The following is a 23,625-nucleotide window of genomic DNA, read 5'->3' on the forward strand; positions in this document are numbered from 1 at the left end:
TCGACCGCGCTGGAGGTCCAGTGCGGCGCTCAGGCGCTGCGGGCCGCGTTCGTGCTCGCCTCGGTGGTGGCCTCGGCCAGGGCGTCCACCACGTCGGACAGCGAGCCCGCCGAACGGGTGGCCCGCTGCAGCGCCGCCCCGGTGCCCCGGCTGCGGATCCGCTCCAGGCCCTCGGTCACCCGCTGCGTGTCGCCGGCGGCGTCCAGGGCAGGACGCACCATCTCCAGCAGGGTCTCGATGTGGTCCCAGGCGGAGACGGTCGACCCGTCGACCGGGTCGACCAGCCGCTCGCGCACCCCGAAGCGGGCGGCCCGCCAGTAGGCGGCGCGGAGCAGCTCGTGGCGGAACCGCGGCGCCGGACGTCCCTCAGCCCACTGCTCGGCGGCGGTGCTGACCAGCGCGCGGGTGAGCCCGGCGATGGTGGCGGCGTCAGCGCTGCGGGCGCAGACGTCGGAGACCCGGACCTCCACGGTGGGGTAGCGCTCGGCGAGCCGGGCCGAGTAGTACACCATCCCCTCGTCGAGGGCGGCCCCGCTGCGGATGAGCTGCTGCTGCGCCTCGCGGTAGGCGGCGGGGGAGCCGAAGGGCTGGGTGCCACCGGCGGTCGGCCACTGCCGCCAGACGATGCTGCGGTAGGAGTCGTAGGTGGTGTCGTCGCCGCCCCAGAACGGTGAGTTGGCGCTGAGCGCGGTGAGCGCGGGCAGCCAGGGCTGCATCCGGTCGACCGCCCCGACCCGCTCCTCGTCGGAGTCCAGCCCCACGTGCACGTGCATCCCGCAGGTGAGGTTGAGCACCGCGACCGGGCCGAAGAGCTCGTCCATCCGCCGGTAGCGGCTGTGCGGGGTGGTGGCCGCGTCGTCCTGAACGGGGCTGGTGCCCACCGCGACGAGCCGCGCGTCGCGGGCCCGTGCGGCCGCGGCGAGCTCGGCGCGGCGGTCCCGCAGCTGGTCGGCGACCTCGGTGAGGTCGACCGACGGCGCGGTGGCCAGCTCGGCCTGCGGCTGCTTGAACTCGTGCTCGAACTGGCCGGTCCCGCGGCGGGTGGCCTCGTGGGCGACGGCCTCACCGACCGGGGCGAGACGGGCGGAGCCGTCGCGGAAGAGGAGGAACTCCTCCTCGACGCCGAGCGTCCGGACCTGGGCTGCCAAGCGTGCTCCTCGGTGTCGTGGTGGTGGGCACCCTGGGGCTGGAGCGACCGTCGAGCATCGTAGTGGCGTCGCGAGGGCGGGCCGAAACCTCCGCGGACCGGTGCGGCGAGGCCGGACTAGAGTCCGCCGCATGGGCATCGACGAGGCGACCGGCGGGGTGCGGGAGAAGGCCGACGAGGCCCAGGACGCGGCCCAGGACGCCGGGCGCGCCATCCAGGACAACCCGCTCTACCGCTGGCTGGTCACCGTCGGGCTCGTGGCCTACGGCGTCGTGCACCTGCTGGTGGCCTGGCTGGCGGTGCAGCTGACCTTCGGCGGGTCGCAGGAGCAGGCGTCCAACACCGGGGCGATGCAGGAGCTGGCCGAGCAGCCCTTCGGCGGCATCATGCTGGTCGTGGTGGCGGTCGGGCTGCTCACGCTCAGCCTCTGGCAGCTGCTCGAGGCCGCCCTCGGCCACCTGGACCGGACCGACCTGGAGCGGGTCCGCAAGCGGCTGAGCTCGCTCGGGCGGGCGGTGCTCTACGCCGCGCTGGGCGTGAGCGCGCTGCTCACCGCGCTCGGGTCGGGCGGCGGTGGTGGCGGGGCCGAGAAGAGCCTGACCGGCCGGCTGCTGGGGCACCCGGCCGGGGTCGTGATGGTGCTGCTCGGCGCCGCAGCGATCGCCGCGGTGGCCGTCGCGATGGGTCTCAAGGGCGTCCGGCGGAAGTTCCGCGAGGACCTGCGCGGCGATCCCGGCACGGTCGGCACCGTGCTGGGCGTGCTCGGCCACGTCGCCAAGGCGATCGCCTTCCTGGTGGTGGCCAGCCTGTTCGTGGCCGCCGCGGTGACCCACGACCCCAACCGCGCCGGCGGTCTGGACGTCGCCTTCAAGGCGGTCCGCGACCAGCCGTTCGGGGTGGTGCTGCTGCTCCTGATGGCCTTCGGGGTGGCCTGCTACGGCCTGTACTGCTTCTTCTGGGCGCGCCGGCCCGCGCACGGCTGAGCCCGCGCGGCGCTCACCAGCACTCGTCGAAGAAGCGCTCCTCCAGCGCCAGGGTGCGCTGCATCAGCGCGGTCAGCCGCTCGTGGTCGTCCGGGCCGCACACCCGTTCCAGCTCGTCGACCAGCCACTGGCACCAGCGGGTGAAGTCGGGTCCACGGTGCAGCTCGACCCAGCCCAGGTGCTCGGCCCGGGTGGGCTCCCCGAGGTCGTCCCGGCTGCCCCAGTCGAGGTAGACCCCCTCCATCACCACCAGCACGGCCAGCAGGTCGGGGTAGCGGCGGGTGTCGACGACCTCGCTCATCAGCTGCTGGAACGCCTGCGTCGACGGCCGGAGCCGGGGTGCGGACGCCTCGACCGGATCGACGCCCAGCGCACGGAAGCTGTCGGTGAAGTAGGTGTTCTCGTCGTCGGCGAGCATCCCGAGCTGCCGCGCCAGCACCAGCCGGGACCCGAGCCGGTCGGCCGAGGCGAGCGCCTGGCCGAGCAGGCGGAGGAACCCGTCGAAGAACTGGTGGTCCTGCACCAGATAGCCGGCCAGCACGGCGTCGTCGAGGACGCCGGCGAAGAGCTCGCGGACGAAGCGGTGGTCGACGCAGCGCCGCCACCCCGCCTCGAGGGCGGGACGGGCCCGGTGCAGCAGGCTCCCGGTCGGCGCGGTCGTGGTCAGCGGCAGCGTCACGGGCCCCATCCTGCCGGGCCCACCGCTCAGGCCCAGCGTCGGGCCGCGGCGACCGCCTGCGCCCCGTAGCCGCCGCCGAAGAGCGCGGCGTGCACCAGCAGCGGATGCAGCTGGTGCAGGCCCACCCGCTGCTGCCAGCCCGCGGCGAGCGGGGAGACCTCCTGGTAGCCGGCGAGCAGCTCGGCCAGGTGCGGCGCCCCGAACAGCGCGAGCATGGCGAGGTCGGTCTCGGCGTGGCCGCCGTGCGCGGCGGGGTCGATCAGCACCGCCTCGGCCCGGCCCTCGACCGCCGTCCAAAGGAGGTTGCCGCTCCACAGGTCGCCGTGCAGCCGCGCGACGCCGTCGCCCACCAGGGCGGGCTGGTCGGCCTCGAGCGCGCCCTCGGCCAGCCGGTCGGCGCACCGCTCCACCACCCGGGCCCCGGCGGTGTCCAGGGCGCCGGCGTCGACGGCGAGCCGGAGGTAGGGCAGCACCCGGTGCTCGGCGTAGAACACACCCCAGGCGCTCGGGGGCTCCTCGGGGGTGGGCAGCACGGTGGCACCGAGGAAGCCCTCGCCGGTGGCGCCGGGCGGCGGGGCGCCCCAGCCGGGAGCGCCGGCCGCGTGGGTGCGGGCCAGGGCGGCACCGCAGGCGCGGGCCGCCGCCGCGTCGGGCCGGGCCGGCTCGACCCGCTCCAGTCGCAGCCCGTCACGGCTGACCTCGAGCACCCGCACCACCCGGACGCCGCCCGGCGCCGCGCGCAGCCACTCCAGCCCGGCGGCCTCGCGGGCGGCCTCCGCCGCGGAGGCGGGTTTCAGCCAGTCCCGCACGCCGCCTCCCCGCCTCGGGTCAGCTCCACTCGACGGCCGGGTCCTCGGCCGCCATGTCCACGGTCGGGGTGCCGAAGGACGGGCCGAACAGGATCTCGCAGTCCCTCATGCGACGGCCACCCACCTCGCACTCTCCGGCCTGGACGTCGACCGACCCGAGGTAGTCGTAGGTCGAGACGAGGGTGGGGTTCTGCGAGCTCAGCTCGTACTCCAGCGACTTGAGGTTGGCCTTGGTGTCCGGCGGCATCGAGCGCTCGATGGTGCCGTCCTCGAGCTTGGTGCCGTCGTCCAGGGTGGCCGGCAGGTCCAGCCCGCAGCCGGCCTCCAGCTTCTTGCTGGCCACGCAGGCCTCGGCCGCCTCGGTCACCAGCCGGCGGAACAGCTCGGCGCTCTCCTCCTCCAGGACGACCTCGAGGTCGCTCAGGCTGCCGCCCTCGTAGTCCTCGGGGGAGGTGATGGTGAACTCGCCGTTCTCCACGGCGAACCGCTCGGCGGTGGTGTCCAGCCGGTAGCTGCCCGGGAAGACCTCCATCTGCTGGGGGTCCTCCGGGGTCGCGCCGTTGACGGTGATGTCGATGCCCTTGACGCTGTAGGCGCCGGCGGTGGCGGTGCCGTTGGACAGGCTCCACTCCTCGTCAGGGCCGCGGAACAGCCGGTACGTGGCGGTGACGGCCTCCGAGCCCAGGGTGTAGCTGGCCGAGATCTCCGCGGAGTAGTCGTCGACGCGCACGGGGGTGACGGTGATGCCTCCCAGCGGCGCGATCGCGTTGGACTCCTGCAGCACCGCGTCGGTGAGCAGCGAGGTGTCGTCCGGGGCCCGGTCGAGGTAGCCGAGGGCGTCGGTGGCGCGGCTCTCCGAGATCGCCTGCAGGTAGCCCTGGACCGTCTGCTCCGGGGTCTGCCCGGCGTCGCCGCCGCCCGGGCTGGCGGCCACGTCACCGTCGCCACCGCGGAGGGCGGCGACCAGACCGATGGTGGCGAGCAGGACGAGCACCAGCGCGCCGGCGGCGATGCCGATGATCAGACCGGTGCGGCTCTTCCGGCCCGGCTGGCCCGGACCCCCGGGCGTCGGACCGTACCCGGGTGGCGGCTGACCCGGTCCACCGGGCTGGCCGGGCCGCTGCTGCCAGGGCTGGCCGGGTGCCTGGCCGTAGCCGGGAGGCTGCTGGCCCTGCCCCGGCTGCCACGGCCCGGGCTGGCCCGGCTGCCACTGACCCGGCTGACCGGGCTGACCGTGGCCCGGCGGCTGCTGACCCGGTCCGGAACCGGGCTGGCCTCCCGGACCTCCGGGTGCCTGGAAGCCCGGTCGTCCCGGCTGCTGCGGGTGCTGGTCGTTCATGGGTCCCCTTGTCGAAGGTCTCGTCGGAGGTGGCGGTCGGAGCCGGCGTCGGCTGGCGGGCGCGATGCTAGTTCCCGGACGGGTCGCGCGCCGACCGACGAGGCCGCTGCGGACCGCGCGCGCCCGCTAGCGTGGGCGGGCACCCAGCCGACCGGAGGACCCATGCCGTTCAGACCATCGCTCGCCCTCGTCACCGGAGCCAGCTCCGGGCTCGGCGAGCTCATCGCCCGGCGGTTCGCCCAGCGCGGCGCCGACCTGGTGCTGGTCGCGCGGCGCGAGGACCGGCTGCGGGCGCTGGCCGACGAGCTCGCCGCGCCGGGCCGGCAGGTGCACGTGCTGGCCCGCGACATCGCGGTGCCCGGGGCCGGGCCGGCGCTGGCCGCCGCGGTCGGCGAGCTGGTCGGGGACCGGCTGGTCGACACCGTCGTCAACAACGCCGGGTTCGGCTTGTACGGCCCGCTGCTGGCGCAACACCCGGGACGGCTGGAGCAGATGCTCAGCCTCAACGTCACCGCCCTCACCTCGATCACCCGCACCTTCCTCGAGCCGATGGTCGCGGCCGGGCGCGGGACGCTGGTCAACGTCGCCTCCACCGGCGGGTTCCAGCCGGCGCCGGGGCTCGCCGCCTACGTGGCGTCCAAGGCCTACGTGCTGCACCTGACCGAGGCGCTGTGGCAGGAGACCCGGCGCAGCGGGGTGCGGGTCACCGCGCTGTGCCCCGGGCCCACCGAGACCGCGTTCTTCGACGCCGCCGGCAGCGAGCACGGCCCGCTCGGCGGCAACGTCACCACGCCCGAGCAGGTGGTCGGGGCCCTGCTGAGGACCCTGGACGGCCGGACGGTGCCGCCGTACCTGGTGCCGGACCTGCCCAACCGGGTGCAGTCGGTGGCCGCCCGCCTGCTGCCGCGCCGGCTCACCCTCGAGGTCGCCGCCCGGGTGATGAAGCAGCGCTGAGCCGCCTCCCGGCCCGGCGTAGCGTGGCGTCCCGTGACGTCGACCACCTCGTCCCCGACCCGCACCGAGCGCCTCGACCGGCTGCCGTTCACCCGCCGGCACGCCCGCCTGCTCGGCGGCTCCGGGATCGGCTGGGCGCTGGACGCGATGGACGTCGGGCTGATCTCGTTCGTGCTCGTCGCCCTCGGCGAGCAGTGGGGGCTGAGCGACAGCGAGAAGGGCTGGGTGGGCTCGGTCGGCTTCGTCGGCATGGCGCTCGGGGCGAGCCTGGGCGGGCTGCTCGCCGACCGGGTCGGGCGCCGACAGGTGTTCGCGCTCACCCTGCTGGTCTACGGCCTGGCGACCGGGGCGTCCGCGCTGTCGGTCGGGCTGGGGATGCTGCTGGCGCTGCGCTTCCTCGTCGGGCTCGGTCTGGGCGCGGAGCTGCCGGTCGCCTCGACCCTGGTCAGCGAGTACGCCCCGCGGGCGATCCGGGGCCGCGTGGTGGTCGCCCTGGAGGCGTTCTGGGCGCTGGGCTGGGTGCTGTCGGCGCTGATCGGCTACTTCGTCATCCCCACCGGCGAGGCGGGCTGGCGGTGGGCGCTGGCCCTGGGCGCGGTGCCGGCGGTGTACGCGCTGGTGGTGCGGCTCGGGCTGCCGGAGTCGGTGCGGTTCCTGGAGGCGCGGGGGCGCCACGCCGAGGCCGAGGACGCCGTCCGCCGGTTCGAGGAGTCGGCCGGCGACCCGGCCCCGGCGGACGGGTCCGGGCCCGACGTCGGGCGGCGGACCGGCACCGGGGCCCCCGTCGCGGGGCCGCAGCAGGGGACGGTGTCCATCTGGTCGCGCCCGCTGCGGCGGCGCACCGCCGCGCTGTGGGTCGTCTGGTTCTGCATCAACCTCTCCTACTACGGCGCCTTCCTGTGGCTGCCGAGCCTGCTGCGCGACAACGGCTTCACGATGGTGCAGTCCTTCGGCTACACGCTGGTGATCACGCTGGCCCAGCTGCCTGGCTACGCCGCGGCGGCCTGGCTGATCGAGGTGTGGGGGAGACGGGCCACCCTGGCCACCTTCCTGCTCGGCTCGGCGGTGGCCGCGTTCCTCTTCGGCACCGCCGACAGCACCTCCGCCGTCCTCGGGTTCGGGATGCTGCTGTCCTTCTTCAACCTCGGCGCGTGGGGTGCCCTGTACGCCGTCGGCCCCGAGCTGTACCCGACCACGGTCCGCGGCACCGGAGCCGGGGCGGCGGCCGCCTTCGGCCGGGTGGCCTCGATCCTGGCGCCGCTGGTGGTGCCCCCGCTGGTCGGCCTCGGCGGCAACCCTGCGGTGTTCGCGGTGTTCGGCGCCGCCTTCGCCCTGGCCGCCGCGGCGGCGTTCGCGCTGCCGGAGCTGAAGGGGCGCGCGATCACCGAGTGAGGCGCGGGCTCAGACCGGGCAGCGCATCTCGGCCAGCCGGCCGCGGTGCAGCGGGACGGTGCGCCAGGCCACGTCAGCCTGGCCGTCGGCGTGCAGGGTCAGGTCGAGGGCGTGCGGGGTCTCCAGCAGCAGCACCGCCACCGCCAGCGCCGACGTCCCGTCCGCGGTGGTGACCGGGCCGGCCGACACCGCCACCGGAACCGGCCCGTCGGCACCCTGGGCGTCCCCGACCGCCCAGTCACCCGCTCCCAGCGGGACGGTGAACAGCTCACCGGCCTGGTGCAGCGTCAGCGTCCAGCCCTCGGGGCCCTCGGACAGTTCGAGCGCGTCCAGCCCGTCGGGGGTGCGCTCACCCGGCGTGACGGTGCGGTGCCCGGCCCAGCGGCCTTCGACCGCGCCCCCGTCGCCGGCCGGGCGCAGCCGCAGCCCGGCGAGCCGCTCCGCCAGCCGGGCGTCGGCGTCGAGGTCGCCCTCGGCGCCGAGGGCGGGCAGCAGGTGCTCCCAGACGGCGTCGAGCAGGGTCTGCATGTCCTCGGTGGCGGCGGTGGTGACGACCACCGCGTCCTGCTCGGGCAGCACCAGGCAGAACTGGCCGAAGGCGCCGTCGCCGCGGTACCCGTGCCGGCTCTGCCAGACCTGGAAGCCGTAGCCCTGCCGCCAGTCCGGGTTCGGCTCCCCGTCGGTGGCGACGTGGCTGCGGGTGGCCTCGGCGACCCAGCCGTCGGGCAGCAGCTGCTCACCCTCCCACCGGCCTCCGGACAGGTAGAGCTGGCCGAGCCGGGCGACGTCCTCGGTGCGGGCGTGCAGCCCGCTGAACCCGAGCTCGACGCCGTCGCGGCTGAGCCAGCCGACCGGGCCGGCGCCCAGGCGGTCCAGCAGCGGGCGCAGGTACTGGGTCAGGGTGCGTCCGGAGCGGCGCTGGACCACCGCGCCGAGGCTGAAGGTGCACGGCTGGTTGTAGGCGAACAGCGTGCCGGGCTCGGCCTGCGGCGGCAGGCGGAGGAACCCGCGGACCGGGTTGGCCGGGTCCTCGGCGAGCGCCTCGGGCAGCGTCTCGTGGTCGTGCCCGCTGGCCATCGCCGCGACGTGGCGCAGCCGGATCGCACGGCTGCGGGGGTCGGTGACGTCGGCGTCCAGCTCGGGGAAGTGGGAGAGCAGGGTGTCGTCGAGGTCGAGCAGCCCCTCCCCGCTGGCCAGCGCGGCGGCGGTGGCGGTGAAGGTCTTGCTGAGGGAGTAGAGCAGGTGCCGGCGCCCGGCGGAGTACGGGCTCCACCAGCCCTCGGCGACCACGGAGCCGTGGCGCAGCACCATCAGGCTGTGCAGCTCGGTGCCGCTGCGCTCCCACGCGTCCAGCGTCGCCTGCACCCCCTCGGCGTCGACCTGCTGCTCGGACGGGGTGCTGCGCGGCAACGGGCTCACGGGGCCCACCCTAGGGCCGGGTCAGCCGGCTCGTCGCCGACCCTCCTCCGACAGCGCCTCGAGCAGCTGCTTCCGCGACATCGAGGAGCGGCCCTTCAGCCCCACCTCCTGCGCCATCGCGTAGAGCTCGTCGCGCGACAGCGAGGAGAGATCGGCCTCCCCGTCGGCGCCGGCCTCGCGGGTGGACAGCTTCTCCCGGCGGTGCTGGTTGCCCGGCTTGTGCCCGCGGGCGGCGTCCAGGGACGCCTTCAGCGCGGCCACCAGGTCGACCACCTCACCGCCCTCCTCGGGCTCGGTCGAGGTGACCACCTCGCGGTCGTCGCGCTTGGCCTCGACCAGCTGCTCGACCCGCTCGGTGTAGCTGTCGGTGTAGTTGGCCGGGTCCCAGCGGCTGGTCATCGCCTCGATCAGGTCGATCGCCATCTGGACGTCCTTGCCGCGGGCCGAGGGCGCCTTCGGCACCTCGGGCAGGAACTCCGCCGGATCGCGCACCTCGTCGGCGAAGTACATCGTCTCCAGCACCAGGACGTCCCCGCTCGGGCGGATCGCGGCCAGGTACTCCTTGCTGCGCATGACGAAGGTGGCGACGGCGATCTTGTCGGCCTTGGTCAGCGCGGCGACGAGCAGCCCGTACGGCTTGGCCGCGGTCTCGTCGGCCGGGGCGAGGTAGTAGCTCTTCTGGTAGTGGATCGGGTCGATCTCGGCGGCCTCGACGAAGTCGGTGATGTCGACGGTGCGGCTACGGCCCGGCTCGACCGACTCCAGGTCCTCATCGCTCAGCATCACGTACTCGCCGTCGCCGACCTCCGCGCCCTTGACGATGTCGTCGTAGCCGACCTCCTTGCCGGTGTCCTCGTTGACCCGGCGGTAGCGGATCCGCGAGCTGGTGCCGCGCTCGAACTGGTGGAAGCGGACCTCGTGCTCCTCGGTGGCCGAGTACAGCCCCACCGGGATGCTCACCAGGCCGAAGGACAACGCCCCCGTCCAGATCGCTCTCGCCATCGTTCCTCCTCGTGCGGGCTCAGTGCAGGTCGGGCAGGGTCTGGTGGTGGTCGAGGACGTCGGCGAAGAGGTCGCCGCGTTCGGCCAGGCGTCTGGGCATCTCCCGCAGCGTGACGCCGTCGGGACGCAGGTCGGGGTCGTCGAGGTCGTCCCAGTCGATCGGGGCCGAGACCGGCGCGCCGGGGGCCGGCCGGGGGCTGTAGGGGGCGACCAGGGTCTTGTTGATGGCGTTCTGGGTGTAGTCGAGCCGGGCCAGACCGCGGCGCTCCTGCACCGACCACTTCCAGCTGACCAGCTCCGGCACCACCGTGCCGACGCTGCGCGAGACCGTCTCGGCCCAGGCCCGGGTCTGGTCGAACCCGGGGCCCTCCGCGATCGGCACCCAGACCTGGATGCCCCGGCGCCCGGTCAGCTTGGGACGTCCGCGCATGCCCAGGTGCTCCAGCGCGGTGCGGTGCAGCCGGGCGAGGACGAGCACCTCCTCCCAGCTGGTGCGCTCACCGGGGTCGATGTCGAACAGCACGTAGGAGGGGCAGCGCGGCTGCTCGGTGCGCGACGTCCACGGGTGCCACTCCAGGGCGCCGAAGTTGGCCGCCCACACCAGCGCGGCGGCCTCGTCGACCACCAGGTAGGTCTGGGTCTCCCCGCGTCCGGCGTCGGGGTTGCGCCAGCGTGGCACCCAGTCCGGGGCGTGGCCGGGCAGCTCCTTGTGCCAGAACCCCTTGGTGTCGGCCCCACCGGGGTAGCGGTGCATGTTGAGCGCGCGCCCGGCGAGGTAGGGCAGCAGGGTCGGCCCGACCTGGGCGGCGTAGCGGATGAGGTCGCGTTTGGTCACCGGCGGCTGGTCGTCGCGGGCGCCGAACAGCTCCTTGTCGAGGTTGGTCACCCGCAGCGTCCGGCCGAAGACCGTCCATCGGCCGTTCTGGCCGAGCTCGTCCAGGGCGGCCAGCTCGTCCTCCGACACCGGGTCGGGGACCGCCACCTTGAGGGCGACCGAGGCCTGGTCGGCGGGCAGGTCGGAGCGCCAGAGCCGGTCGGGGTCGTCCTTGACCTCGTCGTTGGTGCGCCCGCTGAGCACGGAGTGCGGATGGTCCTCCGCGTCCCAGCCGGCGACCGTGTGGTCGTCGCGCTTGTGCACCATCATCCACTGCTCCTTGCCGCCCGAGCCCTCGCGGCTGGTGCGGAAGAGCACGAACCGGCCCTGCAGCTTCTGCCCGTGCACGGTGGCGTGCAGGGTGCCCCCGGCCAGCTCCTCGGCCGGGTCGACGCCGGGGTTGGGCTCCCAGGTGCCGGTGTCCCAGACGATGACGTCGCCGCCGCCGTACTGCCCGCCGGGGATGACGCCCTCGAAGTCGAGGTACTCCACCGGGTGGTCCTCCACGTGCACCGCGAGCCGACGGACGTCGGGGTCGAGGCTGGGGCCCTTGGGCACCGCCCAGCTGACCAGCACGCCGTCGATCTCGAACCGGACGTCGTAGTGCAGCGCCCGGGCCCGGTGGCGCTGGACGACGAACCGGCGCTGCCCGGGCCCCGGGTCCGGTGCGGGGGATCCCGCGGGTTCGGGGGTGTGCTGGAAGTCCCGCATCGACTGGTAGCGGGCCAGGGGGACGTCGGGATCCGCCCTCCTGCTCCGCTGCCGCGCCATGGTCCCACCGTGCCACGCCGCCGTCGGGGCGCGGTTGCGGGGCCGCTCTTCCGCCTCGACCGTGCCCCGGCGCAGGCATCGGTCGACCGCTTCGTCACTACGGTGTCGCCCATGCGGACGCGGAACAGGCAGCTGGCGTCGGCGCTCCTCGGCGTCGCGGGTCTCGCCCTGGGGGCCGCCACCGTCGTGCTCGCGCTCGGCTGGCTGTGGTGGGTCCTCGCGCTCGCCGCGGTGGGTGGCGCGGTGGTGCTGGTGCTCAGCGGCAGCCGGAGGTCGGCGCTGGTCGGCCTCGGCGCGGCTGCTGCGGTGGTGGGCGTCGGCATCCTGTCCGTCGCCGTCCCGCCGCCGCTGCCTCCGGGTGCGGTCGAGCTGCCTCCGGCCACGCCGGAGGACGAGGACGACGTGACCGAGGTGGGCCGCGACGACCGGGTGCGGGTCCTGGTCGACCACCAGCGCACCGAGCTGGTCGGCTCCTCCCTCGACGGGGAGCGGCTGTGGGTCAACGAGGAGGCCTATCCCGCCGGGAGCCGGTCCGCGGTGCTCGCCGGCGACTCGGTCGTCACCGTCACCACCGGAGGGCAGCGGGAGCCCGCCATGGCCGTGTCCACGGCGACGGGGGAGACGCAGTGGTCGGCCGAGGTGGGCGGTGCCCGGCCGTTCGCCGCCGACGAGGAGGTGGTGGTGTTCGCCGACGAGGGCCGCACCCTCGCCCTGGACCGACGCAGTGGTGAGTCGCTGTGGGAGGTCGCCCAGGAGGCGGTCGCCAGCAACCAGGGTGCGGCGTCGTTCAACCCGCGGCGCTGGAGCGGGCAGGCGGAGTGGGTCGTGGTCGGGGACCGCGAGCGGCTCCGGTTCCGGGTGCTGGACCTCCGGACCGGTGAGGTGGCGACCGAGTTCGACGTCGGGCAGTTCCAGGTGGGGGACTGGGCGATCGCCGGCGACACGCTCATCACCTTCGCCTACGACCAGCACCGGCGGATCGCGGTGGGCCGGTTCCTGACGGGTGGCGGCGGCTGGACGACCGAGGTCGGCGACGACGTTCCCTCGCCGTCCTACGAACCGGTCGGCGACGACCTGCGGATCACGACGGCGACCTCGGTGCGGTGGCTCGAGGCCGGTTCCGGGCAGCTCACCACCGTCGAGCTGCCCCAGGGCTGGCGCCTCGCCGCGGAGCACCCCGGGGTCCCCGGAGCCCACGTGCTGCTCGCCGAGGAACGCGATGACGAGCACCACCTCCTCTCCGTCGGCGTGCTCGACCCCCGGACCGGGGCGCTCACCGAGCTCGACGGTGCGTACCGGGAGGACGCGGCGGTCGTCGGCGTGACGCCGACCGGCACCCTGCTCGCCCTGCCGTACCGCGACGCCGTCGGCGGCGAGCACGAGCGGACGGTGCTGGTGCCGCACCCCCGCTGATCCGGCCCGGCGCCTGCCGGTCCCGGAGCGGAGACGTGGCGTCAGCGGAGCGCGGGGATGACCTCGTTCTCGAAGAGCTCGATTCCGGAGGTGTCGTAGGCCGCCTCGGGGAAGTAGAAGATGCCGTAGGTCATCCCCAGGTCGCGCATCTGGGTCAGCTTCTCCACGACCTGCTCCACGGTCCCGGTGCCGGGCATGCCGTCGAAGCCGCCGAGCTGCTGCTCGATCTTCTCCTCGCTGAGGTGGCCCTTGACCCGGTTGACGTAGGTCTGGCGGCGCTCGGCGACCTCGGCCTCGTCGCGGCCGATGAACACGTTGTAGTTGGAGGAGCGGGTGATCGCGTCGAAGTCGGTGCCGACCTCGCGGCAGTGCTGGGCCAGCACCTCCGACTTGTGGGTGAAGTCCTCCGGGGTGCCGGCGAAGTTGGTGTAGCGGGCGTGCTGGGCGGCGATCCGCAGGGTGACCTTCTCCCCACCGCCGGCGATCCACAGCGGCGGGCCGCCGGCCTGCAGCGGCAGCGGGAAGCACAGCGCGTCGTCGACCTGGTAGTGCTGGCCATCCAGGGTGGCATGGCCGGTGGCCCAGGCCTGCTTGAAGATCTGGACGCCCTCGTCGAGCATGCCGAGCCGGACGCCGGCGCGCGGGAACCCGTAGCCGTAGGCCCGCCACTCGTGCTCGTACCAGCCGCCGCCGATGCCCATCTCGAGCCGGCCCTGGCTGACGTGGTCGATGGTCGCGGCCACCTTGGCCAGGTACATCGGGTTGCGGTAGGCCATGCAGGTGCACATCTGGCCCAGCCGGATGCGCTCGGTGCTGGCGGCGAGCGCGGCCATCAGCGTCCAGGCCTCGTGGGTGGCCTCCTCGCTGGGCACCGGCGTGGTGTGGAAGTGGTCGTAGACCCACAGGCTCTGCCAGTGGTCACCGCGGTCGGCCCGCTGGGCCAGGTCCCGCATCACCGACCACTGCCGGGCGTCCTCGACCTCGGTCAGGTCGAAGCGCCACCCCTGCGGCACGAACAGTCCGAACTCCATCGCAGCAGCCATGGGCCTCACCCTAGACGGGTCAGAAGTGGTCCAGGACGTGGGCCTCGCCGGTGAAGAGGGCGTCCAGCCACGGGTCCTGGCGGTCGTCGCCGCGCAGGTGCCCGGCCGCGCGCAGGCTGGCGCAGGACTGGCTGCCGGCGTAGCGGGCTGCGAGCCCGCGCCGGGTGAGCACCGGCATGTCGAAGGTCAGCGGCACCTGCTCGCAGACGCCGCCGCCGAGCCCGTCCAGGGTGAGCCGGTAGCCGTGCACCGCCTCGTCCTCCACCGCGAGCTCCAGCGTGTGCTCCACCGGGAGCCAGCGGCGTCCGGAGAGGGCGGCGGGGATGTCGAGGACCGCCAGCATGTACGGGTTGCGCGAGACCACCTGCCAGTGCGAGGTGCGGTGCAGCAGCCGGACCACGTCGGAGCCGGACGTGCGCAGGTCGATGCTGCCGACCACGGAGGCGTGCGAGCCGAGGGAGGCCAGCAGGGCCAGGTAGCCCTCGCCGGTGGTGGCGACCAGGTCGCTGACCTCCACGGTGGCCTCCGGGCCGTAGCCGGTGCCGCGGTCGAAGGAGCAGTAGCCGACGCAGACACCGTCCACCTCGGCCAGGGTGATGCCGCTGAACTCCGCGAGCACCTCGGCGTCGGTGGCCCCGAAGGCGGGTCCGGTGCGGCTCAGCGGACCGTTGTGGCCGACCGCCCAGGCCCGGTACACCGCGCGGACCGCCGGCAGGTCGGCCTCGGTGGCGCGCCGCAGCCGCACCGGCTCGGGGACGGCGAGGGTGGCCAGCGAGCTGGTCGGCACCCGGACGGTGATGAGGTCGGTGACCACCTCGTAGCCCAGCCGGCGGTAGATCGCCGGCGCGGTCGGGTAGAGCGTGGAGACCGCGACGCCGTTCTCCCGCGCCGGCGCGAGCCCGACCTCGAACAGACCCCGGAGCAACCCGCCCCGGCGGTGCTCGACCGCCACGGTGACTCCGCCGATGCCGGCGGTGGTGAGCTCGGCGCCACCCCAGAACGAGGTGTACTCCGCAGCCCCGAGCTTGGCCACCAGGCGCCCGTCGACGAAGGCCCCGACCCGGTGCCGGCCGGGCGGCAGCGGACGCGGCTCGGGGTCGCGGTCGGTGCGGGGGGCGCCGAAGGCCTCGTGGCTCAGCGCGTCCGAGGCGCGTCGGTCGTCCTCGGTCAGCTCGCGGAACTCGACGCTCATGCCACTCCTCGCTGCCGGTGCCGGACGTGAGCACGCTACTGCCCGGCGCCGACGGCGTCACCTGACCGCCTCGTCCCGGACGCCGTCCCCACCGGCACTACGGTGAGCCCATGCCCGCACTGCGCCGCGCCGAAGCCGTCGACCGAGCCGCCCTGCTGCAGGTGGAGTCGATGGCGGTCGACCTCGACCTCACCGCGGCCCGGAGCAGCGACACCTTCACCTCGACCACCACGCTGGTCTTCACCGCCGAGGAGGGGGCCGCTACCTTCTGCGACCTGCGCTGCGAGCGGCTGGGGGAGGTCCGGCTGAACGGGCGCGTCCTCGACGTCGCGGTGGCCGACGGCCGGCTGCCGCTGGAGGGGCTGGCGCGGGACAACACCCTCGAGGTCAGCGCCGAGATGGCCTACAGCAGCGACGGCGAGGGCCTGCACCGCCACCTCGACCCGGTCGACGGCGAGACCTACCTCTACGCGATGAGCTTCCTCGACGCCGGTCCGCGGTGGTTCGCCTGCTTCGACCAGCCCGACCTCAAGGCGCCCTACCGGCTGTCCGTGGCCGTCCCGGAGGACTGGCAGGTGCTGGGCAACGGGCCGGCGGTGCGCGCCGCGCCCGGCCGCTTCACCATCGAGCAGCCGCGTCCGCTGGCCACCTACTTCGTCACCCTGGTCGCCGGCCCCTGGGCCAGCGTCACCGCCGAGCACGACGGCATCGTGCTCGGCGTGCACGCCCGGGCCTCGCTGGGCGAGCACCTGCGCCGCGAGGCCGAGGACGTCCTCGAGGTCACCCGGGCCTGCTTCGACGAGTTCCACCGGCTGTTCGGCGTGCGCTACCCGTTCGGGGAGTACCACCAGGCCTTCGTGCCCGACTTCAACGCCGGCGCGATGGAGAACCCGGGCTGCGTCACCTTCCGCGACCAGATGGTCTTCACCGGGGCGGCGGGAGAGTTCGAGCGCGGCGCCCGGGCCAGCACGATCGCCCACGAGATGGCCCACCAGTGGTTCGGCGACCTGGTGACCATGCGCTGGTGGGACGACCTGTGGCTCAACGAGTCCTTCGCGGAGTACCTCGGCCAGCGGGTCACCACCGAGGTCACCCGCTACGACGCCTGGAGCGAGTTCGGGATCGTCCGGAAGGCGTGGGGGAGCGTGGCCGACCAGGCCCCCTCCACCCACCCGGTCGCCGGCAACGGCTCGGCCGACGCGGCCGAGGCGCTCAGCCAGTTCGACGGCATCTCCTACGCCAAGGGGGCGGCCCTGCTGCGCCAGCTGGCCGCCCGGCTCGGTGACGACGTCTTCCTGGGCGGACTGCGCGACCACTTCGCCACCCACGCCTACGCCAACGCCGAGCTGGCCGACCTGCTGGCCAGCTGGGAGCGGGCCGGGGCGGTCGGGCTGCAGGAGTGGCAGCAGGCCTGGCTACGCACCAGCGGGATGGACCGGCTGGAGGTCGGGCACGCCCACGGCGCCCGGGCGGTGCGGGCCGTGCCGCCGGCGTCGGGGCCGAGCGGACGCCGGCACGCGGTGGCCGTGGCCGCCCTCGACGCGTCCGGGCGCGAGCTGGCCCGGGTGCCGGTGGACGTCGGCGGCGACCCGGTGGTGCCCGACGGGCTGCCGAGCGGGGACGACATCGTCTGGGTGCCGGACGCCGGTGACGAGAGCTGGGGGCGGGTCCGGCCGTCGGGCGGCTGGGACGCGCTGAGGCGGATCGCCCGGATCGCCGACCCGGCCACCCGGATCGTGCTGTGGAACGCGCTGCGCGACGGCGTCCTCGACGCCGAGCTGGACCCCCTCGAGGCGGTGGCCGTGCTCACGTCCCAGCTGCCGGGGGAGCCCCTCGACATCGTGGTGCAGACGGTGCTCGCCTTCGCCACCGGCCCGCTGGCCACGGCGTTCGTCCCCGCCGACCGCCGGCCCGAGGTGCTCACCGACCTGGGCGCCCTCGCCGGCACCGTGCTCGAGCAGGGTGTGCCGGGCAGCGACCGCCAGCTGGTCGGCTGGCGGCAGCTGATCGACCTGACCGACGACCGGGCGCTGCTGCGCCGCTGGTGGTCGGGGGAGGACCTGCCGGCGGGCCGGGAGCTGGACGAGGAGCTCACCTGGCGGATCACGGTCCGGCTGAGCGAGCTCGGCGAGCCCGACGTCATCGGGCCCACCCGGGAGCGCCACCCGACCTCGACCGGACGCGCCCGGGCCGCCCGGGCCCGCGCCGGCGTCCCCGACCTGGCGGACAAGGAGTGGGCCTGGGAGGTGCTCACCCGGCCGAGCGAGCTCAGCGCCTACGAGGTGTACGCCGTCGCCGACGGGTTCTTCCGGCCCGGACAGGAGGAGCTCACCGAACCCTTCGTGGCGGCCTGGTTCGAGGCGGTGCCCGGCACCGCGGCGTTCCGCAGCGGCTGGTCGCTGAGCACCGTGGTCACCCGCTCCTTCCCGCTCACCTCCGTCACCGCGGCCACCGCCGAGGCCGCCGGCGGCCTGCTCGCCCGCACCGACCTCGACGCCGGGCTGCGACGCGCCGTGACCGACCAGACCGACCTGCTGCAGCGTGCGCTGCGCTCCCGGACGCGCTTCGGCCACTGAGACCCGCGACGCGGCTCGACGGCCCAGGCACACCCGCGTCCGCCGCTGGTGACGTCTCACATCACGATTGCGTTGCGAACCCGCGCGAACCCCGGGATTGCTTGCACCGACCGGACCGGTCGATTAGAAAGACCCAGTCTGTACCGGGAGAGCACGAAATCTTGTCGGCTCCCCACCTGTCAGGGGTCCGCGATCCGGACGCCCATCACCAAGGAGGACACCACATGCGGGCACGCTCGCGAGCGATGGTCGCCGCCCTCTTCACCTCCGTCGCCCTGGTGGCGACGGCCTGTGGAGGCAGCGGCGACGACGGCGGCAACACCGGTGAGGAGCCGCAGGCCCCCGGCGCCACCGGTGGAGAGATCACCATCAACGGCTGCACCCCGGAGAACCCGCTGGTGCCGGGCAACACGTCCGAGGTGTGCGGCGGCAACGTGCTCGACGCGATCACCGCGAAGCTGATCCACTACGACCCCGACACGACCGAGCCGCAGATGGACATCGCGGAGTCGATCGAGACCGAGGACAACCAGAACTTCACCGTCACCCTGAAGCAGGGCTACCTGTTCCACGACGGCACCGAGGTCAAGGCCCAGAACTTCGTCAACGCCTGGAACTACACCGCGGCGGCCGAGAACGGGCAGACCGCCTCCTACTTCTACTCCCCGATCGAGGGCTACGAGGCCACCCAGTGCGCCGAGGGCGACTGCGAGGCCAACCCGGCCGAGACCAACGAGCTGAGCGGTCTGGCGGTGGTCGACGACTACACCTTCACCATCAGGACCACCGAGAAGGTCTCCAACCTGCCGGTCCGTCTGGGCTACACCGCCTTCGCGCCGCTGCCCGACATCTTCTTCGACGACCAGGCCGCCTACGAGGCCGACCCGGTCGGCGCCGGCCCGTTCCAGGTCGAGTCGCTGTCCAGCACCGAGATGGTGCTGACCAAGTTCGCCGACTACGCCGGTGAGTTCCCGGCCAGCGTCGACAAGGCCACCTTCCGGATCTACCAGGACCCGGCCGCCGCCTACGCCGATGTCGTCGCCAACAACCTCGACGTGATCGACCAGATCCCGACCGACAACCTCATCGGCGACCAGTACCAGGCCGATCTGCCCGACCGGAACGCCCAGCGCGAGACCGGTGGCCTGCGCTGGTGGACCTACTCCCCGGCTGATGAGCAGCTCGCCGACAACCCCGACCTGCGCAAGGCGATCTCGATGGCGGTGGACCGTCAGGCCATCGTCGAGACCGTGCTGAGCAACAGCGCCACCCCGGCCACCGGCTGGGTCTCCCCGGCCGTCGACGGCTTCATGCCCGACGTCTGCGGCGAGGCCTGCGTCTTCGACGCGGCCGCGGCCAAGGCGCTCTACGACCAGGCCGGCGGTTACGAGGGCACCCTGACCTACACCTCGAACACCGACGGCGCGGGCAACCAGCAGATCGGTGAGGCCATCTGCAACCAGATCTCGAACAACCTGGGTCTGGACTGCCAGTTCCAGGGTGTGGTCGACTTCGCCACCTTCAACGAGGGCATCGACAACGACGAGTACAAGGGCATCTTCCGCTCCGGCTGGCAGATGGACTACCCGTCGATCGAGAACTTCCTGGCCCCGATCTACGCCGAGGGTGCGGACTCCAACTGGTCGGACTACTCCAACCCGGAGTTCCAGCAGCTGCTGGTCGACGCCGCCGCGGCCGAGGCCGGGGACGAGTCCAACCAGCTGTACCAGCAGGCCGAGCAGGTCCTCGCCGAGGACTTCCCGACCGCCCCGTTCACCTACGCGAAGGCCACCATGGGCTGGTCGGACCGGGTGACCAACGTCAAGATCACCGCCTTCGGCACTCCTGACCTGGCCAGCATCCAGGTCGTCCAGTGACCGACTGACCCTCACGGTCGACCCCGGGACCCACCGGTCCCGGGGTCGACTGTGTCACTTCCGGGCCGGTCTGCTCTGATGGGACGACGACCGGCCCCCAGAGAGGAGGCAGCGTGGGCAGCTACGTGCTGCGGCGCCTGCTGCAGATGATCCCCGTCATCATCGGGGCCACCTTCCTGATCTTCGCCATGGTCTTCGGGATCGGCGACCCCGCCGCCGGACGGTGCGGCGAGCGGGCCTGCCCGGAGGCGTTCCTGGTGCAGTTCCGCCAGGAGTACAACCTCGACGAGCCGCTGGTCGTGCAGTACGGGCTCTACATGGCCAAGCTGCTCAGCGGCGACTTCGGCGAGTCCTTCAGCGGGCTCAGCGTGGCCGAGGAGCTGCTCAACCGGTGGCCCACCACCATCCGGCTGGCCGTCATCGCCGTCTGCTTCGAGGCCCTGGTGGGCATCGCGGCCGGCATCCTGGCCGCTCTGCGCAAGGGCCGGTTCCTCGACTACCTGGTCACCCTGTCGAGCCTGCTGATCATCTCGATCCCGGTCTTCGTCGTCGGCTCGCTGTCCCAGCTGGTCTTCGGCATCCGGCTCGGGATCTTCCCGGTGACCGCCACCGAGGGCGGCTGGTTCGACCTGCTGCTGCCCGGTCTGGTGCTGGGCTCCTTCTCGGTGGCCTACATCGCCCGGCTGATGCGCAGCACGATGATCGAGAACCTGCGCTCGGACTACGTCCGCACCGCCCGGGCCAAGGGCCTCGGCCCCGGTCGCACGGTCGGGGTGCACACGCTGCGCAACTCGATGATCCCCGCCATCACCTACATCGGCTACGACCTCGGTGCCCTGATGGGTGGCGCGGTGGTGACCGAGCGGATCTTCAACATCAACGGGATCGGAGGGTTCCTCTTCTACGGCATCAACACCAAGGACGGCACCATCGTGGTGGGTACCGTGACCTGCCTCGTGCTCGTCTACCTGCTCGCCAACCTGCTCGTCGACGTCCTCTACGGCGTCCTGGACCCGAGGATCAGCCATGACTGACCCCAGCGGCGTGGCCGTCTCCGAGTTCGGCACCCCGCCCGCCGGGGAGGAGCGCGAGGGGCAGGAGCGCCAGCAGGCGCGCTCGCTGTGGAGCGACGCCTGGCGCGAGCTGCGGCGCAACCCGCTGTTCTGGATCTCGGTGGTGCTCATCGTGGTGCTGCTGACGATGGCGGTCGCACCGCAGCTGTTCACCTCGACCGACCCGCGTTTCGGTGACCTGGCGGTGGCCCGGCAACCACCCTCGGCCGAGCACCTCTTCGGCACCACCAGCCAGGGCTACGACGTCTACGCCCGCGTCATCCACGGCGCCCGGGCCTCGATCCTGGTCGGGGTGCTGACCAGCATCGGCACCGTGGTCGTCGGCGGCCTGATCGGGCTCGTCTCCGGCTTCTACGGCGGCTGGCTGGACGCGCTGCTCTCCCGGGTCGGCGAGATCTTCTTCGCGATCCCGCTGCTGCTGGCCGGCATCCTCACCTTCTACCTGTTCCCGCCCGACCTGGAGGACCCGCTGATCCTGCAGGTGCTCACCGTGGTCGGGGTGCTGGTGCTCTTCGGCTGGCCCTCGCTGGCGCGGCTGATGCGCGGGGCGGTGCTGCAGGTGAAGCCGAACGACTACGTCAACGCCGCCCGGGCGCTGGGGGCGTCCGCGCCCCGGCTGATCTTCCAGCACATCCTGCCCAACGCGGTGGCGCCGATGATCGTGGTCGCCACCCTCAACCTGGGCACCTACATCGCGGTCGAGGCCACCCTGGCCTTCCTCGGCATCGGGTTGCGCTCGCCGGCGATCTCGTGGGGCATCGACATCTCCCTGGCGTCCTCGATCGGGCTGGTCCGGGCCGCCCCGCACATGCTGATCTTCCCGTCCATCTTCCTCACGGTCACGATCCTGGCGTTCATCATGCTGGGCGACGCGATCCGTGACGCGATCGACCCCAAGCTGAAGTGAGCCGCTGATGAGCGACACCCTGTCCGAGACCGACGTCGCCCGCGGCGAGTCGTCGTGGACGCCGACCGACGGCCGGCTGCTCGACGTGGAGGACCTGCAGGTCGAGTTCCGCACCCGAGACGGCGTGGCCAAGGCCATCAACGGCGTCAGCCTGCACCTGGACGAGGGCGAGACGCTGGCCGTCCTGGGGGAGTCCGGGTCGGGCAAGTCGGTGACCGCGCAGGCGATCATGGGCATCCTCGACACCCCGCCCGGGTTCGTCACCGGCGGCAGCGTCCGCTACTGCGGCACCGAGCTGCTCACCATGACCGAGAAGCAGCGCCGCGAGATCCGCGGCCCGGAGATCTCGATGATCTTCCAGGACGCGCTGAGCTCGCTGAACCCGGTGTTCCCGGTCGGCTGGCAGATCGCGGAGATGCTGCGGGTGCACCGCGGGGCCAACCGCAGCGACGCCCGGGAGGCGGCGATCCGGCTGATGGAGCGGGTCAACATCCCCGGCGCCCGGCAGCGGGTCAACGCCTTCCCCCACCAGTTCTCCGGCGGCATGCGGCAGCGGATCATGATCGCGATGGCGATCGCCCTCGACCCGGCGGTGCTCATCGCCGACGAGCCGACCACCGCCCTCGACGTCACGGTGCAGGCCCAGATCATGGCGCTGCTGGCCGAGCTGCAGGAGGAGCGCCGGATGGGGCTCATCCTCATCACCCACGACCTCGGGGTGGTGGCCGACGTGGCCGACCGGATCGCGGTGATGTACGCGGGCAAGCTGGTGGAGACCGCCGACGTGCACTCCATCTACGCCGCCCCGGCCCACCCCTACACCCAGGGTCTGCTGGCCTCGATCCCACGGCTGGACCAGAAGGGCCAGGAGCTGGCGGCGATCGGTGGCCTGCCGCCCAACCTCACCCGGATCCCGCCGGGTTGCCCGTTCAACCCGCGCTGCCGCTACGCCCAGGACGTCTGCCGGCACGACCCGCCGCCGGCGCTGCGGGAGGTGCGGCCCGGACGACGAGCCGCCTGCCACTTCGCCGAGGACGTGCTGGCCGACAGCGCCCGAGAGTTCGACCACCCGCACCACCTGCACGGTGACGGGGGAGAGGAGCGACGATGAGCGACGTCATCCTGAGCGCGCGCGACCTGGTCAAGCACTACCCGATCCGTTCCGGGGTGGTGAAGCGCACCGTCGGCCAGGTCAAGGCCGTCGACGGCGTCAGCTTCGACCTCTACAAGGGCGAGACCCTGGGCATCGTGGGCGAGTCCGGGTGCGGCAAGTCCACGCTGGGACGGCTGCTGGTGCAGCTGGAGCGGCCGACCAGCGGTTCGCTGGTCTTCGACGGGGTCGACATGACCCAGCAGTCGGGGAACGCCCTGCGCCGGCTGCGCCGCGACATCCAGATCGTCTTCCAGGACCCCTACACCTCGCTCAACCCGCGCAAGACGGTGGGCGACATCGTCGGCGAGCCCTTCGACATCCACACCGACGTGGTGCCCAAGGGCGGCCGACGCCGGCGGGTGCAGGAGCTGCTCGACCTCGTCGGGCTCAACCCCGAGCACGTCAACCGCTACCCGCACCAGTTCTCCGGCGGTCAGCGCCAGCGGATCGGGATCGCCCGCGGGATCGCGCTGAACCCGAAGGTGCTGGTCTGCGACGAGCCAGTCTCGGCGCTGGACGTGTCGGTGCAGGCGCAGGTGGTCAACCTGATGGAGCGGCTGCAGGACGAGCTCGGGCTGTCCTACGTGTTCGTGGCCCACGACCTGTCGGTGGTGCGTCACATCTCCGACCGGGTCGCGGTGATGTACCTCGGGCGGATCGTCGAGATCGGCGACGAGGAGCAGATCTACGAGCGTCCGACCCACCCCTACACCCAGGCGCTGCTGTCGGCCGTCCCGGTGCCCGACCCGACCCTGCGCGGCAAGCGGGAGCAGATCGTGCTGAGCGGGGACGTCCCCAGCCCGGCCAACCCGCCGCGCGCCTGCCGGTTCCACACCCGCTGCTTCAAGGCCCAGGACGTCTGCTCGATCGAGGACCCGGCGCTGGACCCGCGCCCGGACGGCCGCGGCGCCCACCCCTCGGCCTGCCACTTCGCCGAGCCGCGGACCATCGTGGAGACCGTCCACCTCTCGTCCTGACGTCCCCCGACGGGCACGCCGGACGCCGGCGTGCCCGTCGCGGTC

19 protein-coding genes are annotated in these 23,625 nt (G+C 73.3%); 10 read left to right on the forward strand and 9 right to left on the reverse strand.

Annotated elements, in window-relative coordinates; all coding sequences use genetic code 11:
- Positions 1–29 precede the first annotated feature (29 nt).
- Complete coding sequence (locus DT076_RS15320; protein ID WP_158548164.1) at positions 30–1,148, reverse strand: carboxylate-amine ligase; 1,119 nt, start codon at positions 1,146–1,148, stop codon at positions 30–32.
- A gap of 130 nt (positions 1,149–1,278) precedes the next feature.
- On the opposite strand from DT076_RS15320, the gene DT076_RS15325 reads away from it, so the two are divergent.
- Entirely contained in the window at positions 1,279–2,130 is an 852-nt protein-coding gene (locus tag DT076_RS15325) for a DUF1206 domain-containing protein (protein WP_114127568.1), read from the forward strand.
- A gap of 13 nt (positions 2,131–2,143) precedes the next feature.
- On the opposite strand, the gene DT076_RS15330 is transcribed toward DT076_RS15325, so the two are convergent.
- The 3 genes from DT076_RS15330 to DT076_RS15340 are packed head-to-tail and all read right to left on the reverse strand — an operon-like array spanning position 2,144 to position 4,957.
- On the reverse strand, positions 2,144–2,809 hold the full coding sequence (locus DT076_RS15330) for a TenA family protein (protein WP_158548165.1): 666 nt from the start codon (positions 2,807–2,809) through the stop codon (positions 2,144–2,146).
- A gap of 26 nt (positions 2,810–2,835) precedes the next feature.
- On the reverse strand, positions 2,836–3,618 hold the full coding sequence (locus DT076_RS15335; RefSeq protein ID WP_114127570.1) for a fructosamine kinase family protein: 783 nt from the start codon (positions 3,616–3,618) through the stop codon (positions 2,836–2,838).
- Between the two features lie 19 nt (positions 3,619–3,637).
- Positions 3,638–4,957: a hypothetical protein gene (locus tag DT076_RS15340; protein ID WP_114127571.1), complete on the reverse strand. Its 1,320-nt coding sequence runs from the start codon at positions 4,955–4,957 to the stop codon at positions 3,638–3,640.
- A gap of 162 nt (positions 4,958–5,119) precedes the next feature.
- Here DT076_RS15340 and DT076_RS15345 point away from each other — a divergent pair, with 162 nt between their 5' ends.
- Positions 5,120–5,911: an SDR family NAD(P)-dependent oxidoreductase gene (locus DT076_RS15345; protein ID WP_114127572.1), complete on the forward strand. Its 792-nt coding sequence runs from the start codon at positions 5,120–5,122 to the stop codon at positions 5,909–5,911.
- Positions 5,912–5,944: 33 nt separating this feature from the next.
- Positions 5,945–7,303 (forward strand): MFS transporter, encoded by a 1,359-nt coding sequence (locus DT076_RS15350; RefSeq protein ID WP_233493999.1) that lies wholly within the window; start codon positions 5,945–5,947, stop codon positions 7,301–7,303.
- 9 nt (positions 7,304–7,312) lie between these two features.
- On the opposite strand, the gene DT076_RS15355 is transcribed toward DT076_RS15350, so the two are convergent.
- From DT076_RS15355 to ligD, 3 genes are read right to left on the reverse strand one after another with little or no spacing between them, the layout of a single operon-like run.
- Complete coding sequence (locus tag DT076_RS15355) at positions 7,313–8,722, reverse strand: serine hydrolase domain-containing protein (RefSeq protein WP_199539219.1); 1,410 nt, start codon at positions 8,720–8,722, stop codon at positions 7,313–7,315.
- 21 nt (positions 8,723–8,743) lie between these two features.
- Complete coding sequence (gene ku / locus DT076_RS15360; RefSeq protein WP_114127573.1) at positions 8,744–9,724, reverse strand: non-homologous end joining protein Ku; 981 nt, start codon at positions 9,722–9,724, stop codon at positions 8,744–8,746.
- A gap of 19 nt (positions 9,725–9,743) precedes the next feature.
- Positions 9,744–11,369 (reverse strand): non-homologous end-joining DNA ligase LigD, encoded by a 1,626-nt coding sequence (gene ligD, locus DT076_RS15365; protein WP_114127574.1) that lies wholly within the window; start codon positions 11,367–11,369, stop codon positions 9,744–9,746.
- A gap of 111 nt (positions 11,370–11,480) precedes the next feature.
- Between ligD and DT076_RS15370 the strand changes: the two genes are divergently transcribed.
- The gene (locus tag DT076_RS15370; RefSeq protein WP_114127575.1) at positions 11,481–12,782 is read left to right on the forward strand and encodes an outer membrane protein assembly factor BamB family protein; all 1,302 of its coding nucleotides are present in this window, start codon (positions 11,481–11,483) and stop codon (positions 12,780–12,782) included.
- Between the two features lie 41 nt (positions 12,783–12,823).
- On the opposite strand, the gene DT076_RS15375 is transcribed toward DT076_RS15370, so the two are convergent.
- Together DT076_RS15375 and DT076_RS15380 are read right to left on the reverse strand one after the other, a co-directional pair.
- A complete protein-coding gene (locus DT076_RS15375) occupies positions 12,824–13,825 on the reverse strand; it encodes an LLM class F420-dependent oxidoreductase (protein WP_233494000.1) in 1,002 nt (333 codons plus the stop codon).
- A 19-nt stretch (positions 13,826–13,844) separates the two neighbouring features.
- Positions 13,845–15,017 (reverse strand): GNAT family N-acetyltransferase, encoded by a 1,173-nt coding sequence (locus tag DT076_RS15380; protein ID WP_114127577.1) that lies wholly within the window; start codon positions 15,015–15,017, stop codon positions 13,845–13,847.
- A 110-nt stretch (positions 15,018–15,127) separates the two neighbouring features.
- Here DT076_RS15380 and pepN point away from each other — a divergent pair, with 110 nt between their 5' ends.
- From pepN to DT076_RS15410, 6 genes are all read left to right on the forward strand, one after another.
- Positions 15,128–17,593, forward strand: a complete 2,466-nt coding sequence (gene pepN / locus DT076_RS15385; RefSeq protein WP_114127578.1) for an aminopeptidase N — start codon at positions 15,128–15,130, stop codon at positions 17,591–17,593.
- A gap of 224 nt (positions 17,594–17,817) precedes the next feature.
- Entirely contained in the window at positions 17,818–19,470 is a 1,653-nt protein-coding gene (locus DT076_RS15390; protein WP_114127579.1) for a peptide ABC transporter substrate-binding protein, read from the forward strand.
- A gap of 113 nt (positions 19,471–19,583) precedes the next feature.
- Positions 19,584–20,504: an ABC transporter permease gene (locus DT076_RS15395; protein WP_114127580.1), complete on the forward strand. Its 921-nt coding sequence runs from the start codon at positions 19,584–19,586 to the stop codon at positions 20,502–20,504.
- Entirely contained in the window at positions 20,497–21,450 is a 954-nt protein-coding gene (locus tag DT076_RS15400; RefSeq protein ID WP_114127581.1) for an ABC transporter permease, read from the forward strand. Before DT076_RS15395 ends, DT076_RS15400 begins: the two co-directional genes overlap by 8 nt.
- A 7-nt stretch (positions 21,451–21,457) precedes the next feature.
- Positions 21,458–22,561, forward strand: coding sequence for an ABC transporter ATP-binding protein (locus DT076_RS15405; RefSeq protein ID WP_114127582.1), 1,104 nt, complete (start codon positions 21,458–21,460; stop codon positions 22,559–22,561).
- Positions 22,558–23,580 carry an ABC transporter ATP-binding protein gene (locus DT076_RS15410; protein ID WP_114127583.1) on the forward strand — a complete coding sequence of 341 codons (1,023 nt, stop codon included), beginning with the start codon at positions 22,558–22,560 and terminating at the stop codon, positions 23,578–23,580. The genes DT076_RS15405 and DT076_RS15410 overlap by 4 nt, the downstream gene beginning before the upstream one ends.
- Positions 23,581–23,625 lie beyond the last annotated feature (45 nt).

Origin of the sequence: Desertihabitans brevis (assembly GCF_003327535.1) — a bacterium.
Lineage (GTDB): Bacteria > Actinomycetota > Actinomycetes > Propionibacteriales > Propionibacteriaceae > Desertihabitans > Desertihabitans brevis.